The following is a 15,265-nucleotide window of genomic DNA, read 5'->3' as shown; positions in this document are numbered from 1 at the left end:
AAGTTTTCAAATCGGCGGCGCCGTGTCAAGACCTCAGTGGGAGCCGACCAGGGTCTTGAGAGCGATGATGGCCAGCCCCATCGCGAGGTTGGCGGCCCCGGAGAGGGCCACGACCCGCGCGGAGGCCCGGGCCGTGACGGCCGCCGCGACGGCCCAGGCCGTCTGGCTCGCCACGGCGACGACCAGCGCCACCCAGGTCGACGCCTTGTCGGACAGGCCCAGCGACGAGGCGAAGGCGGCGCCGATGGCAGGGGGGAACGAGGCCTGCGCCACCGGCCAGTCGTGCCGGCCGGCCGTGCGCAGCCGCTCCCAGGTCAGGGGCTGGGTTCTGCTGGACACCACCCAGGCATAGACGTGGGCGAGCCAGAACACCACGCCCGTGCAGATCAACACGACCACGAGGTCGCCCGCGGACACCGGCGTGCCGTCCACCGCGCTGCCGGCCACGACCGAGGCCGCCAGCAGCGAGCCGTACACGGCCCCCGCGAACTCGGTCCGCTCCTGGCCGCCCTCGGTGTCATGCGTGTCCATGGCAGCAGTGTCGTCGGGCGCCCGCCGGGCCCGGCCGGTCGGCGTGCGGGACGATGCACAGTTTTGGGCTGTTCGGGAAGATCGCCAACCTGCCCCGCCGCGCCGCGTGAGAGGATCTGCTGGCGATATGGCCTGGTTTTCGATCGTTGGGGGGAACGATGTTCGCAATATCCCTGGGCGAGGACGGCGCGGAGCTGCGGCCGCTGGAGCCGTGGTCGGCCGAGGAGTTCCTGGCCCACATGGACCGGGCGCGGGAGTTCGTCGGGCAGTTCATCTCGTTCGCGGACAGGGCCACGGACCTGGAGTCGAGCCGGTCCCTGCTCCTGAGATACGCGGAGAAGGCCGCCACCGACACCGGGCGGATCTACGGCATCTGGTTGGACGGCACGCTGGTCGGCGGGGTGCTCTTCCGCACGATGGACGTCCTGACGGGCGTCGCGGAGGTGGGCTGCTGGCTGGAGCCGTCGGCGGCGGGCAAGGGCCTGGTGTCCAGGGCCGCACGGGTGATCATCGATTGGGCCGTCGAGGAACGGGACATCCACCGCATCGAGTGGGTGGTCGCGTCGGAGAACGCGGCCAGCATCGCCGTGGCCCGGCGGCTGGGGATGACCAAGGACGGCGTGCTGCGGGAGAGCTACCCGTACCGGGGCAAGCGGCACGACATGGAGGTCTGGTCGGTGCTCGCGCCGGAGTGGCGCGCGGCCAGGCAGCCGTCCTAGCGTGACCGGCACCCGCCCGCCGTCCGGGCGGGTGCCGGGCTCCTCAGGGACTTCCTCAGGGACTGACGTGGGCGCAGTGGCGGAACACGTCCCCGGGGTCCCAGGCCGCCTTCACCTGCTGCAGCCGGCGATACCTGCGCACACCCATCGCCCAGCGCACCCGGTCGTCGTCGGCCTGCTCCAGGTTCAGGTAGGAGCCGGTGACCCCGTGCTTCCTGATCGCCGAGGTCACCTCCTCCACCCAGGCGAGGTTGGCGGGGTCGTCGCCGGGATCCACCCAGACGCCGACGGGGTGCACCAGCCAGCGCCCGCCGTGGCGGCTGGGGAAGGCGGAGTCCGGCGCCGTCCTGACCGCCTCCGGCAGCGGCGAGACGATCAGCTGCGACAGCGGGCTCGGCGCGGCGGTCGCGGCGTCCTGCAGGTCGGAGATCAGGCTCGGCTCCAGGCCGGGCACGAACTCCGCCGACCACCTGTTGCGTCGCCCCGGCTGCGAGCCGTCGTCCAGCATCGACTGCAGCGCCAGGTACGGCATCGGCTGGACCGCGTCGAACAGCGGCGTCGCCGCCTCGAACAGCGGCCGGATCACCTCGGCCCCCGCCTCCGGGTCGCCGAGCCAGACGGGTGCGATCGCGAGGATCGGCCGCCCCACCACGTGCCCGGGCACGAACGGCGCCGGTGGCGCCGTCAGGAAGACCGCCGCGGGGGCGAAGTCGTCGTGCCCGGCCGAGTGCAGCCGGTCCAGGGCCTCCAGTACGGCGGGCGCGTCGGACACCCGGTAACCGAGCATGCCGCCGAGCACCAGCGGGCCCAGCGGGTGCAGCCGGAAGGTGAACGACGTGACCACGCCGAAGTTGCCGCCCCCGCCGCGCAGCGCCCACATCAGCTCGGGCTCGCTCTCGTCGTCGGCGACGACCACCCGGCCGTCGGCGGTGACGAGCTCGACGGCGATCAGGTTGTCGCAGCTCAGCCCGTACTTCGCGGACAGCCAGCCCTCGCCGCCCCCGAGGGTGAGCCCGGCGACGCCGGTGTGGCTGATCCGGCCGCCGGGCACGGCCAGGCCGTGCGCCTGCGTGGCCTGGTCGACCTCGCCCCAGATCGCACCCGCCTGAACGACGGCCGTCCGGGCGGCCGCGTCCACGGTGACGCCGCGCAGCGCCGACAGGTCGATCACGAGGTCGCCGCCGAGCGCGTGCCCGGCCACCCCGTGCCCGCCGCCGCGCACGCTGACCTCCAGGGCGTGCTCGCGTGCGTAGGACAGCGTCCTGACGACGTCGGCGGTGCCGCTGACCCGCACGATCGCGGCCGGCCTGCGGCTGATCATGCTGTTGTGCAGGGCCCGGGCGTCCTCGTAGCCGGCGTCCCGCGGGGTGAGGACCTCTCCTTGTACGGTGGCTCGCAGGTCCGTGATGTCGTGTGTCATGAGGCCAGCCTGAGCGGATGACCTTGCACCCCCGTTTCACGGGCGTCTCACGGAATTCGCTGAGATAATTCCGCCATGCCCTCCCTCCCCGGCCTGGACGTCCTCGTGCTCGGACCGGTCACCGTCCGTGCCGGAGACGCGACGATCGTGGTGGATCGCCTCCTTGAGCGCGCGCTGCTGACCCGGCTCGCGCTCGCGGGCGGGTCTCCGGTTCCCGACGCGCGGCTGGCCGCCGACCTGTGGGGGGAGGCGGAGCTGGCCCGTCCCACCGAACGCCTGCGGGTCCTCGTCTCCCGCCTGCGCGCCGCCCTCCCCGCCGCCCCCCGGCAGGGCGCGGGCCGGTCGCGGCAGGCCTCACCCCTGGTCAGGACGCCCGGCGGCTACGCGCTCGACGCCCACGCCGCCGACCTGGTCAAGGCCCGGTCCGCCGCCGAACGTGCGCACGCGGCGGCCAGGTCCGGTGACCACGCGGGCGCCCGGGGCTCGGCGGCGCAGGCGCTCGGGCTCTGGCGCGGCAGCGCGCTGGCGGATCTGCGGGCGATCCCCTATGCCGAGCTGGAGGGTGAGCGGCTGGAGGCGTGGCGGCTGGACCTGATGGTGCAGCGGCTCACCGCCGACCTCGCCCTCGGCGCGGCGGCCGAGGTGAGCGCGGAGCTGGAGCGGCTGGCGGACGAGCATCCGCTGCACGAGCGGGTGTCCTGCCTGCTCGCGCTGACCCTCTACCGCACCGGCAGGCAGGCCGACGCGCTCGACCGGCTGGCCAGGCTCCGCCGCAGGCTGGCCGACGCGCTCGGCGTCGACCCGGTCCCGGAGACGGCGGCGCTGGAGCTGCGGATCCTCCGCCAGGATCCGTCCCTGCAGCTCACGAACACCGCCCCGGCGCAAGGCGTGATCGCATCCGGGCAGGAGCCGTCCCTGCTCTCCGTCGCGGAGCCGTCCCTGCTCTCGGTCGGGTCGTCGGGGCCGCCCCCTGTGGAGTCGCCCGCCCCGGATCAGGCTCGCTCCCGGGTACGCCTGCCGGGCCCCGCGACGAGCTTCGTCGGCCGGGACGGCGAGCTGGCGGCGCTGGTGAGACGGCTCGCGCGGCCGGGGCTCGTCACGCTCACAGGCGGGCCGGGCAGCGGCAAGTCGCGGCTCGCCATCGAGGCGGCCAAGGCCGTGGCCCAGGCCCCGGCGGCGGAGCCCAGGGCGGTGACCCTGGTGGAGCTGGCGCCGTTACACCGGGAGGGGGCGGTGCGCGCGGCGGTGACGGCGGCCGTGGGGCTGGAGTCGGAGTCCGACGATCCCCTGCCGGAGCTGGCCGCGCGCCTGGACGGCGGGCTGCTGGTGCTCGACAACGCCGAGCACCTCGTGGACCAGGTGGCCGAGCTGGTCATGGGGCTGCTGGGCCGTACCGACGGGCTGGCCGTGCTGGTCACCTCGCAGCTCCCGCTGCTGGCGGCGGGGGAGGAGCTCAACCGGGTCGGACCGCTGCCCGCGCACGCGGCGGCGACGCTGTTCACCCAGCGCTGCGCCCCCGACCAGGTCGGCGCCGAACCCGCCGCCGTCGCGGCGATCTGCGCCGCCGTGGACCGGCTGCCGCTGGGGATCGAGCTGGCCGCCGGTCTGACCCGTACGCTCACCGTGGCGCAACTGGCCGCACGGGTCGAGGACCGGCTGCGCCTGCTGGTGGGCGGCGGACGCACCGCGGGCGGCCGGCACACGAGCCTGCGCGCCGCCCTCGACTGGAGCCACGACCTGCTGGCCGAGCGGGAACGGCTGGTGCTGCGGCGGGTGTCGGTGTTCAGCGGCGGCTTCGACCTGGAGGCCGCCGAACACGTCGTGCCGGCCGTGCCGGGTGACGCCGTTGGAGAGGGTGTGACCGTCGGGGACGTCGCGCCCGCGCTGGCCGAGCTGGCGGACCGGAGCCTGGTCACCGTGGAGACGTCCGGGGGCGGGCGGCGGTTCGGGCTGCTGGAGACCGTACGCGACTACGCGCGGGCGAAGCTGCTCGCCGCAGGGGAGACGGAGGGCGCGCTGGCCGCCCATCTGGGCTGGTGCGTCGCGTTCGTCCGCCGGATCGGCGCGCCGACCGACTTCCTCGCGGCGGAGGAGGTGTCGGCCGTGTTCGCGGAGTGGCCCAACCTGCTCGACGCGCTGGAGCGCGCCCCCGGCACCGAGCGGGCGGCCGACGGCCTGCGGCTGGCGCTCGAACTGCACACGCCGTGGCTGATCCGCGGCTGGTACGGCGAGGCCGAGCGGCATTTCTCGGCCCTGGCCGACGCGCCGGGCAGTACGCCGACCGAGCAGGCGACCGCGCTGAGCGACCACGCCTTCGTCTCCACCATGGTCGGCAAGTTCGACGCCGCGGCCGAGCTCCTGACGAGGGCCGCCGAGCTGGCCGAGATCGCGTCGGACGACATGGTGACCATGAACGTCCTCTACTACCGCGGCATCGTGGAGATCGAACGCGGCCGCCTGCGCGAGGCGCTCCCGCCGCTGCTCCAGGGCCTGGAGCTGGCCGAGAGCGTCTCCCACACGCAGCGGGTGTCCGCCTTCGCCGACGCGCTCGGCACGCTCCACCTCTATTCGGGCGATGCCGAGCAGGCGCTCCAGCGCTACGTCACCGCCAACGCCTTCGACCTGGAGACCGGCGACGAGCACGGGCTGGCGCGCGGTCTCAGCAACCAGGCGCAGGCGCTGCTGGGCATGGGCCACCTCAAGGAGGCGCTGGCGTGCGCCACCGAGTCCGACCACTACGCCGCGCGGCTGGACGACCGCCAGATCCTCCCGCTCAACGAGCTGATCAGGGGCGCCGTCGCCATGGCCGAGGGGGAGCTGACCCGGGCGGAAGCCCATATGCGCACGGCCGTCGGCTACGCGGTCACCGACGGCTCCGGGGCGAGCATGGCGCACATCGACCTGGCCGACGTGCTCATCCGGCGCGAGGAGCTCGGCGAGGCGGCGGCGCTGCTGGACGAGGTCTACGCCGAGTCGGCCGAACACAGCACGCCCTGGCTCGCGGCCCGGGCCGTGTCGGCGGCGCTGGCGCTCGCGGGCCGGGACCGGCGGCGGGCCGGCGTGCTGGCGGAGGCGACGGCCGCCGCCTACACCGCCTCGGGCTTCGGCTGGCCCCGCTACGCCGCCCGCCTGGAGGAGGTCAGAGCCGCGCTCGCCACACCATGACCGGCCCGCGAAACGCCCGGACTCAGCTCGCCGCGACCTCGGTTGGGGACGCGTGCGGGGTCAGCTCGCGACCTCGGCCAGGAAGCGTGCGGGGTCAGCTCGCCACTTCAGCCGGGAGTGCCTGGTCGTAGCCGCCGACCTGGACCTTCACCGACGGGACGTTCGTGCTCGGCGCCGGGAAGAGCCCCCACAGCGTCACCTCGGCGCCCGCGGGCACCGTGTCGAGCTTGCCCGGCGCGAAGGAGGCGCTCATCGTGCCGACGAAGTCGAAGTACGTGGGCTCGGCGAAGCCGCACAGCTCCTGCCGGCCGTTCTGAGCCGCGATCGACAGCTGGCCCGAGGTGAGCTCCTTGGGCGTGAAGTGGTTCTCGTACTCCAGGGACGCGGCCTCCGACCCGGGGTTGGTGACCTTGACGCTCGCCAGGAGGTAGCCCGACAGCCGCCGTACGCTCTCCACCCGCACCTGGAGCCCCGCGTCGGTCAGGTCGGTGCCCGTCTCCGGGGCCCGCACGGTGGTGTCGCTGTCGATCTGCACCTCGACCCGCCGGTTCTGCGCCCGCCCGTCCGGGTCGTCGCTGCCGTCGGGCTTGGTGTTGGGCGCCACGGGCTCGCCCTCGCCGTGCCCCTTCGTCCGGTACGCGAAGCCGTCGCCGAGAGAAGGACGCAGCACCTGGCTGACGGCCGCGGCGCGTTCCTGCGACAGCGTCTGGTTGTCGGAGGTGCCCCCGATCGCGTCGGTGTGCCCGTCCACGGTCACCGATCCGGACGAGGCGGAGACCCGGCCGCGCAGCGCCTCGATGGCGGACTTGGCCGACGGTGACAGCTTGGAGCTGCCGAACTCGAACAGCACGTCGCTGGGCAGCCGGAACGCCTCACGCGTGCCGCCCGTCGTCTTGCACACCAGCGGACCGACCTGGAGCTTGTTGTGCGGGCCGCGCAGGGCGGGGTCGTCGGCCGGTTCGGCGTCCGTGATCGGCACGGTCACCGGGAGCAGGCCGTTGAGCACGACGAGCATCTCGGTGGCCTCCTTGGGCGGCTCCGCGAAGACCGCCGTCACCGGAGCCGACCCGCCCGGCTCGATGTCGACGTCCGCGCTGATCCGCCCGTCCGGGCCCGAGCTGCCGATCAGGCCGTAGGCGGTGCCACGGGGCAGGTCCACCAGGGTGATCAGCTGCTCGCGGCTGTCGAGGCCGAGCGTGCCGAGCGAGATCTCGTCGTCCGTGCCGTTGAAGAGCTCGAACTGCAGCGCCAGCTCGTTCTCGCCGGACCTGACCAGGCGCAGGTTCCGGCCCTCGACCGGCAGGGCGGACGAGGTGGGACCGGCGACCACGCCTTCCGAGGGCGACTCCGGCCGCGCGGGAGAGTCCTCCGGAGAGGGCGTCTCCTCCGGCGGGTCCTCGGGCCGGTCCTGCGCCGGGGCGTCGGGAGCCTTCACCGAGGCCGCGGGCTGAGCCGGCCGTCCCAGCGCACCGCAGGCGGAAAGGGCGAGCACGAGCGCCGCCCCGCAGGCCGCGCTCCTGGTCATGTCAGTCATTGGCATGCGGACCAGCCTGGGAGCACGGCGTTCCACGGACATTTCACCGGAGTCTCACCGCGGGACGGCGCTCTTATGGCTCCAGGCCGGCTTATGGCTCCAGGCCGAACAGTGCCCAGGACTCGCCCGCGGCCAGGCCGGCCAGTTCGCGGCCGCACTCCCGGAGCAGTTGCGGGCCCGAGGTGATGTGCGCGGCGCCGGCGTGGACGTCCCTGAACAGCCGCTGGATCAGCCCGTCGCGCAGCGCCGAGGTGCCGCCCGACGCGTAGACGAAGTGGGAGACCTCGGTGATCGTCGACGTGATGTGGTTGAGCGCGAGCCGCACCATCGTCTCCTGCCGTACGTCGAGCGTCCGGCCCGAGTCGAGGGTGCGTTCCACGTCGTCCCACGTCTCGCGCACCAGGGCCGCCGCGGCGCGGAACTTCGCCTCGGCACGGGCGAAGTCGGTGTGGAAGGCGTCGCTGCCGGCGATCTGCCCGGTCCGCCCGGCCCGTGCCACGGCGTAGCGGCTCAGCTCGTCCAGCAGCCGGCGGCCGACGCCGAGCGCCCAGGCGGAGTGGCAGATCAGCGCCTGGTCGACCAGGCCGAGCCGGTAGATGGCGCCGCCGCGCAGGGGCTCGTTCGTGTCGAAGACGTGCGACTGCGACTCCGGTACGAAGACGTCGTCCATGGAGTAGTCGATGCTGCCGGTCGCGCGCAGGCCCAGGACGTCCCAGTTGCCGAGCGGCTTGACGTCCTCGATCGGGGTGATGAAGATCCGGACCTCGTCGGTGCCCTCGATGGCGCCCAGGCTGTGGACGTACTGGGAGTGCAGCATGGCGGAGGCGAAGCTCCACTGCCCGCTGAGGCGGAAGCCCCCGTCCTCGGGGACGGCGATGCCCGGACGGGTGCCCTGGCCCGCGAAGAGCGGCATCCGGGGGCCCTTGAAGATGCGTTCGACGGCCTCGTCGCCCAGGTAGGCGCCGGCCGTGCCGTTCTCCAGGCAGGTGGCCATGACCACCCAGCCCGTCGAGGGGTCGGCGTAGGAGAGCTCTCCGAGGACGGCCATCAGCTCGCTGGGCGACAGCTCGGCGCCGCCGAGCGGCACCGGCACCCATATCCCGAAAAGTCCTGCCTCGTGTAGGGCGTCCACGACGGAGGTGGAGAGTCTGCCCTGCTCCTCGGCCTGGTCCGCGTCGCGCTCGATCAGCGGGCGCAGCGCGCGGGCTCGCTCCAGCAGGGTGTTGCCCGCGGTGTGCAGTCGCGGCGTGTCGCTCATGTCCAGGTACTCCTGTTCGCGATCGTCGGCGCTCTTACTCCGTCAGATCACGTATGCGGTGCATTGTCCAGAGCCGCCGCGCAACCTCATGGGCCGGCCGCCCGGCTCGATCCGCGGACGATCAGCTCGGTGGCGAGCTCGATGTGGCGGGACTCGATCTTCTCGCCGGCGGCCAGGCGCAGGGCCGTGCGCAGGGCGATGCCGCCCATCTCGCGCAGCGGCTGGCGTACGGTGGTCAGCTGCGGCGAGGTCATGACCGCGACCTCGGTGTCGTCGAAGCCGACCACGCTGAGGTCCTCCGGGACGCGCAGGCCCCGGGCCCTGGCGGCCTGCATGGCGCCGAGGGCGCTCCCGTCGCTGGCGGCGAAGATGGCCGTCGGCGGGAGCCGCAGGTCGAGCAGTGCGGCTCCGCCCGTCTCCCCGTCGGGATAGCGGAAGCCCGACGTACGGACGTATTCGGCGGGCACGGGCACACCCGCGGCTTCCATCGCGGCGCGGTAGCCGTGCATGCGCGCCTGGTTGCAGGCCGCGTCGGTGATGCCGCCGAGGTAGGCGATGCGACGGTGCCCGAGGTCCAGCAGATGGCGGGTAGCGGACATGCCGCCGGCGAAGTTGGTGGCGCCGACGCTGGTCACAGGGGTGTCCGGCAGGTTCAGCGGGTCTTCGCGTTCACGGGCACGAGCGGGATCCCGCCCGGCATCGACGGCAGTCATGTCCCCGGGCGTCGCCCCCAGTATGGAAGGGCGGGCAAGGCGAATCCAGGACTAGGAGGGCCGGTCGTTCGGCGGCGGCGTGAACTGGCCGTAGCGGACGGCGCGGGTCTGCTCACCCGAGTGCGGCTGGGCCTGGCCGTGCGGGGGCGCGGGGTACCCGTACGGGCCTGGTCCGTAGTGGGGGTTGCCGTGGTCTGGAGCCGACCCGTACGGGGAGTTGCCGTGGTCCGGGGCCGACCCGTACTGGGGGTTGGCGTGGTCAGGGGCCGACCCGTACGGTGCGGCGCCGTAGCCGCCGGCGTTGTACGCGACGGGGCCGTACCCGTCGGCGCCCTGCCCGTACGCCGCTTGCCCGTACGCCGCCTGCCCATAGGCGCCCTGCGCCGGGGGCGGCGCCTGGCCCGCGGGGAGCTGCCGCCACGACGGAGGCTGCACCGCGCCGGGCGGGGGCTGGACGAAGGACGGCTCGGAGTGGCGGCGCCGGCGCCCGCGGCCGCGGAGGACCTTGGCCAGGACCGCGACGATCACCGCGGCGACCAGCACGCCGGCCCCGATCAGCACCCACAGCAGGATCGGCTTGGGCGACTCGTCCTTGCCCGCGGAGATCGCCTGCTGCGCGTCGCTGATGTACTTGGCCACGTACGGGTGGTTCGGGAACAGCGCCTGGACCTCGCGGAACTTCGGCAGCGAGTCCGAGTAGTGGTGCCGGAAGAAGTCGTTGAGCGCCTCGTTGTAGCGGGTCGTCGTGGTGGTCTGGGCGGGCTTGATGTTCTTCTCGCCGAGCTTCTCCTTGATGATGCCCACCGGCAGGACGAAGCTCTCGCTCTCCGACGCCTCGCCGTTCTCGCTCACCGTGCCGGCGATCAGCATGCCGATGACCTTGCCGTCCTTGCTGAACACCGGGCCGCCGGAGTTGCCGTGGTAGGAGGGCGCCTGGGTCTGGATGTACGGCACGCCGGTCTGGGTGGTGCGCTTGGCGTTGTACGGGCCCTCGGTCAGCGCCGGCTCCAGCTTGGATTCCAGGCTGAAGAACGGCGTATTGGTGACCAGGCCGGGGAACCCGCTGATGTAGAGCGTGTCACCGGTACGCACGTCGGAGTCGTCGCCGAGCGGCACGGTGGGCAGGTTCTGCTGGCCGTTGACCTTGAGCAGCGCGAAGTCCTTGCCCGGGTAGCTCTCGCCCACCGACACCAGCTCGGCCGGGACCGGCTTGGCCGTCTTGTCCACGCCGCCGCCGGGCAGGCTCTGGACCACCGACAGGCTCTGCTTCAGGTTGCGGAGCTGCATGTGGTTGGTGTTGAACGTGACGTAGATCTGCTGCGCGAGCTTGACGATCTCCTCGTCGGCCTCCAGACCCCGCAGCCCGCTGATGATCTCCTTGGCGTCCTGCTGGTTGAACTTCGCCAGCGCCTGCCGCGCGAACAGCTGGCTCAGCTCGGTCTCGCCGACCTGGACGCAGTGCGCCCCGGTGACCATGTACCCGTCGGGGGTGACCCACCAGCCGGTGCACAGGCCGCCGACCTCGGCTTCGACCGTACGCTCCGGGGTGGTCGAGGCGAGGTAGGTGTCCACGTCGGCCGCGATCTGCTGGAACAGCCACTTGGCGATGCTGCGCTCGTCCGAGGAGATCTTGCCGGACGCCACGGTGGCGGTGGCCTGCTCCACGAGCCGGTTGAACGCGGTCTGGTTGATCGTGCTGGTCGGCACGGCGACGGTGCCGGTGTAGGTGAAGCTCGTCAGCTGGACCGCGGGCTGGGTACGCGCCGCCAGCCAGGTGCCGACGGGCACGTCGGGCCGCTCATCGGGCGTGTCGGCCGCCGCCGGTAACGCGGGCAGCGCGACCGCCATGGCGACCGCCGCACCTGCGGCGATCTTCATCAATCTTGTCCTGAAATTTCCGCTCACATCCGGAAATGGTGAGGTCCGGCTCTTGTGCGTGGCTTGGAGCCGACTTGGGGGTGTGGGGCAGCCCTCGCGGGCCGGTTTGCGCCGTCCTCGCGGACCGGGATGCTCGCTCCTCGCGGACCGCGATGCTCAGTCCTCTAGGGCCGGGATGCGCAGGACGAAGCGGGCGCCGCGCTCGGAGTCCTCGATCGTGAGCGTGCCACCGTGGGCCTGCGCGATCTCGCGGGCGATGGGCAGGCCGAGCCCGGTCCCGCCTGCGTCGCGGTTGCGCGCGGCGTCCAGGCGGGTGAAGCGCTGGAAGACCGTCTCGCGCTTCCCGGGCTCGATGCCGGCGCCGTCGTCGAGCACCTCCAGCACGGCCTGCCGGCCCTGCCGCCGTACGGTGACGAGGACCTGGGACTCGGCGTGCCGCTCGGCGTTGTCCAGCAGGTTCGTCAGGAGGCGGGCCAGCTGCAGCCGGTCGCCCGTGACGGCCGCGCCCGGCTGCAGCGTGGTGACGACGTTCTTGGAACGCGGCCTGCCGGTCTCGGCGGCGACCAGCTCGCACAGGTCGACCGGCTCCCGGGAGCTCGGCGCGCCCGCGTCCAGCTTGGTCAGCGTGAGCAGGTCGGTGACGATGGCCTGGAGCCGGTCCAGGCTGGCCAGCAGCGCCTCGCCCGTCGCCCGCCAGTCGGCGTCCTCGGGGTTGAGCAGCGCGTCCTCGACCTGGGTGCGCATCGCCGTGATCGGGCTGCGCAGGTCGTGCGAGGCGTCCCCGGCGAACCTGCGCTGCTGCTCCACCGCCTCCTGCTGCTTCTTCATCGCGGCTTCCAGCCGCTCCAGCATCTGGTTGCCGGTCCAGGCGAGCGTCCTGATCTCGTCGTCCACGTTCTCCGGTACGGGGAGCCGTATCCCGCCTCCGCCCGCGGTGATCTCGGCCAGCCTCTTCGTGATGTTGTGGACGGGTGCGAGCGTCCGGGCCACCACGCGCGACACCCCGAACCAGGACAGGAGCAGCAGCAGGGCCGCCACGCAGATCTGGAAGAGGACCACTTTCAGGCTGACGTACCAGGGCACGGCCGGGGCGAAGGCATAGATGACCCACGCGCCGTCCGGCTGGTACGCGTGCATGGAGACCACCAGCTCGCACCGTCCGGGAAACGCGCGCAGGTCGCAGAACTCGGCGACGTCGTTGGCCGTGTTGCGGTGGGGGATCGCCGTGGTGATCCGGGGCAGGCCGGCCAGGTTCGACGTCGAGGAGACCACGCGGCCCGCCGAGTCGATCACCTGGATGCCGTCGAGCCCGTCGGTGTTCACCGTCGGGGGCAGCTCGTTCCGCTTGACCATGAGCAGCACGCGCAGGGCCTGGCTGGCCACGTCGTACGCCCGGATGTCGGCGGCCTCGTTCCGGATGGCGTACAGCACGAACGCGCTGACGACGACGTTCAGCAGCAACATGGCCAAGCTGGCGAGCAGCGCCAACCGCATCCGCAGCGACCGGCCCAGCCGTCTGATCACTCCACACCCCGGTAGTCAGAAGACCACATGGAGTGCGTTCGCCCCTAATTCAGGGAGATTCCCCCGCAAATCCGATAAGAGGGGCACTTAGCCGGTGTGTGGGCGGCTACGTTAGGCGTCCGGGGGTGATCACGAAGTCGTGCGTAGGACGATCGCGGGCCTGTGCCTGATGCTGCTCCTGACCTCCTGCAACTGGTCCGATCGGGTCTCACCGGGCCGGTTCGAGGCACGTGCCCGGGAGGTGGTGGCGCGCTGGGACGGCTCGCCCGGCGACCGCGCCTGGCGTTCGGGTTTCGTCCTGCTCGGAGGGCTCCAGGATCGAGGCGGCTGGACCGACCCTCCCGCCTGGGTCACCCGAAGTACGGAAAACAGCGTGTGGAAGCTCGCGGCCGAGTTACCCGCGGGCCCCTTGGCCGACGCGCCTGTGCGGTGGCCGGACGGCTCGGTCTCGGAGGTCCCGCTCGTCACTGCGATCGACGCGTACGCGGAGTTCACCAGGCCCGCCGACTTCATCGAGGAGGAGTGCCCGGCCAAGGGCTGCCGCCCGCTCCGGGTGACCGGGGCCAAGCTGGGCGAGACGACGCTGGAGACCAGCCGCGGCACGATCCGGGTGCCCGCGTGGCAGTTCACCGTCAAGGGGGTCGAGTCGAAGTTCGTGTACGTGGCGGTCGCCCCCTCGGCCATCACCGCCCGGCCGCAGGCCGCGGAGGGGGAGTTCGAAGAGGTGAGCGGGTTCGACCTCGTCGCGGGCAAGCCGCACGACCTGCTCCTGGAGTACGGCTACGGCTCCTGTGACCGCGTTCACGGGGCGCGGGCGTACGAGACCGGCAAGCTCGTGGTGGTGGACGTTGACGCGGAGGGCTCCGGCGGGATCTGCGACTTGGCGCTCCACATGGACACGACCACCGTCACGCTGACGCGTCCGCTCGGCGACCGCCTCGTGCTCGACTCGGGCACGGGACTGCCCGTCGTGCGCGGGGTGACACCGCTGTACGACCGCGGGTAGCAGGGGCACAGCGGCGCGCCACGAACGGGTCGACGACGAATGGTCCCTCGTCGAGACGCTGCGCCACCTCGTCTTCGCCACCGACGCCTGGGCGGGCCGGGCGATCCTCGACGCGCCGGACCCGTTCCACCGGCTCGGCCTCACCCACTCCGGCTACCCGGCCGAGGACGCGGCGGCGCTCGGCATCGACCTCGACGCCCGCCCGTCGTACGCGGTGGTGGCGCAGGTGCGCGCCGGGCGGGTGGCGCTGGTGCGCGGCATCCTCGACGGCCTCACCGACGCCGGGCTCGAACGGGCCTGCACCCGCGCACCCGCGCCCGGCTACCCGGAGGAGCCGCGCACGGTCGGCGGTTGCCTGCGGGTGGTGATGGAGGAGGAGTGCGAGCACCGCCGCTACACGCTGCGCGACCTCGCGACCCTCGAAGCCCGCTGACCACGCCGACCACTCACCACGATCACCACGCTGACCACGATCACCAGGCCGACCGGGTGTCACGCCGACCGGCGCCGTGTCATCCGGTGGTGCGGAACGGGTCGTCGGCCGGTAGCCAGGCCGTGTCGGCGTCCAGGCCGAGCCCGCCGACGTCCCGGGTCAGCGCCTCGACGGCGGCCCGTACGGCCTTGCGGGTCTCGTCGCGCCGGCACACCAGGGCCCAGGTCCAGTACGGCGCCGGATCGACCACCGGGCGCTGGACGAGGTCCGGCGGCACCGGCGCGGTCTGGCCCTTCGGCGAGTTGACGACGGGGCTGCGGAGCCGCCGTACGTGGTCGAAGAAGGCCGGCCCCGTGATGCCGCCGTCGTCGATGCGCACGACGCGGGCACCGGTGTCGCGGGCGAACTCCTCGGCATAGCGGTTCCAGGAGTCCCAGGTGGCGGTGTCGGAGTCCACCAGCACCGACGTGTCCTTGGCCGGGACCGCGGACGTGCCGGTGCCCGTGGAGATCGCGAAGAGCCGGTCGGCGCCGATCAGCCGGGCCTCCAGGGCGTGGGCGGCCAGGTCGTCGGCCCGCACCCAGCAGATGGCCAGGTCGATGCTGCCGTCGGCGACCCGTCCCGCCTGGGTGTGTGACGGCATGACCCACGCGTCGACGTGCAGTTGGGCGACGCCGGACACGCGGGCGGTCAGGTCGGGCGGGCGCCAGCTGACGTAGCCGAGCCGGACCGGCTCGGTGGCGGCCATGCCGGCCGCGGAGCGGCGCAACTCGTCGGCCTGCTCGAGCAGCGCCCTGACCTGGGGGAGCAGCGCCTGCCCCGAGGGGGTGAGCGCCACCGAACGGCGGTCCCGGTCGAACAGGCGTACGCCCAGGTCCCGCTCCAGGGCCTTGATCTGCTGGGAGAGCGACGGGCCGGCGATGCGCAGCCGGACCGCGGCACGGCCGAAGTGCAGCTCCTCGGCCACCGCGACGAAATATCGCAGCTGGCGTAGCTCCATCCGCCCAGGGTAGTGCGCTGGGAGGCACAGCCTCACAACAGAGAGTGAACCGGTCGTGGCGGGATCGCGCCCGACTGACGCAAG

11 protein-coding genes and 1 pseudogene are annotated in these 15,265 nt (G+C 72.8%); 4 read left to right on the top strand and 8 right to left on the bottom strand.

Translation table 11 applies throughout. The features are described from left to right. Nucleotides 1-33 precede the first annotated feature (33 nt). Complete coding sequence (locus tag ACWEPL_RS11735) at nucleotides 34-531, bottom strand: hypothetical protein (protein ID WP_350731730.1); 498 nt, start codon at nucleotides 529-531, stop codon at nucleotides 34-36. Nucleotides 532-689: 158 nt separating this feature from the next. On the opposite strand from ACWEPL_RS11735, the gene ACWEPL_RS11730 reads away from it, so the two are divergent. Continuing rightward, entirely contained in the window at nucleotides 690-1,250 is a 561-nt protein-coding gene (locus ACWEPL_RS11730) for a GNAT family N-acetyltransferase (protein WP_363980984.1), read from the top strand. A gap of 55 nt (nucleotides 1,251-1,305) precedes the next feature. Here ACWEPL_RS11730 and ACWEPL_RS11725 read toward each other — a convergent pair whose 3' ends face one another. Beyond that, nucleotides 1,306-2,670, bottom strand: a complete 1,365-nt coding sequence (locus ACWEPL_RS11725) for an FAD-binding oxidoreductase (protein ID WP_452436005.1) — start codon at nucleotides 2,668-2,670, stop codon at nucleotides 1,306-1,308. Nucleotides 2,671-2,745: 75 nt separating this feature from the next. Between ACWEPL_RS11725 and ACWEPL_RS11720 the strand changes: the two genes are divergently transcribed. Beyond that, a complete protein-coding gene (locus ACWEPL_RS11720) occupies nucleotides 2,746-5,835 on the top strand; it encodes an AfsR/SARP family transcriptional regulator (RefSeq protein ID WP_452436004.1) in 3,090 nt (1,029 codons plus the stop codon). 94 nt (nucleotides 5,836-5,929) lie between these two features. Here ACWEPL_RS11720 and ACWEPL_RS11715 read toward each other — a convergent pair whose 3' ends face one another. The 5 genes from ACWEPL_RS11715 to ACWEPL_RS11695 all read right to left on the bottom strand — a co-directional run bounded on the left by ACWEPL_RS11715 (nucleotide 5,930) and on the right by ACWEPL_RS11695 (nucleotide 12,742). Next, on the bottom strand, nucleotides 5,930-7,375 hold the full coding sequence (locus ACWEPL_RS11715) for an OmpA family protein (protein ID WP_452436003.1): 1,446 nt from the start codon (nucleotides 7,373-7,375) through the stop codon (nucleotides 5,930-5,932). An 85-nt stretch (nucleotides 7,376-7,460) separates the two neighbouring features. Then, entirely contained in the window at nucleotides 7,461-8,627 is a 1,167-nt protein-coding gene (locus tag ACWEPL_RS11710; RefSeq protein WP_452436002.1) for an acyl-CoA dehydrogenase family protein, read from the bottom strand. Nucleotides 8,628-8,713: 86 nt separating this feature from the next. Continuing rightward, nucleotides 8,714-9,340 carry a substrate-binding domain-containing protein gene (locus ACWEPL_RS11705; RefSeq protein WP_452436001.1) on the bottom strand — a complete coding sequence of 209 codons (627 nt, stop codon included), beginning with the start codon at nucleotides 9,338-9,340 and terminating at the stop codon, nucleotides 8,714-8,716. A gap of 51 nt (nucleotides 9,341-9,391) precedes the next feature. Then, nucleotides 9,392-11,218: a trypsin-like peptidase domain-containing protein gene (locus ACWEPL_RS11700; protein ID WP_452436000.1), complete on the bottom strand. Its 1,827-nt coding sequence runs from the start codon at nucleotides 11,216-11,218 to the stop codon at nucleotides 9,392-9,394. Between the two features lie 156 nt (nucleotides 11,219-11,374). Further along, on the bottom strand, nucleotides 11,375-12,742 hold the full coding sequence (locus tag ACWEPL_RS11695; RefSeq protein WP_363980966.1) for a sensor histidine kinase: 1,368 nt from the start codon (nucleotides 12,740-12,742) through the stop codon (nucleotides 11,375-11,377). 139 nt (nucleotides 12,743-12,881) lie between these two features. On the opposite strand from ACWEPL_RS11695, the gene ACWEPL_RS11690 reads away from it, so the two are divergent. Then, the gene (locus tag ACWEPL_RS11690; protein WP_452435999.1) at nucleotides 12,882-13,748 is read left to right on the top strand and encodes a hypothetical protein; all 867 of its coding nucleotides are present in this window, start codon (nucleotides 12,882-12,884) and stop codon (nucleotides 13,746-13,748) included. A 28-nt stretch (nucleotides 13,749-13,776) separates the two neighbouring features. Then, a pseudogene (locus ACWEPL_RS11685) lies at nucleotides 13,777-14,181 on the top strand (DinB family protein); the annotation flags it as partial. A 79-nt stretch (nucleotides 14,182-14,260) separates the two neighbouring features. Here ACWEPL_RS11685 and ACWEPL_RS11680 read toward each other — a convergent pair. After that, nucleotides 14,261-15,181 carry a LysR family transcriptional regulator gene (locus ACWEPL_RS11680; RefSeq protein ID WP_452435998.1) on the bottom strand — a complete coding sequence of 307 codons (921 nt, stop codon included), beginning with the start codon at nucleotides 15,179-15,181 and terminating at the stop codon, nucleotides 14,261-14,263. Nucleotides 15,182-15,265 lie beyond the last annotated feature (84 nt).

The organism is Nonomuraea sp. NPDC004186 (assembly GCF_053603495.1).
This window is presented reverse-complemented; position numbering and strand designations above follow the sequence as displayed.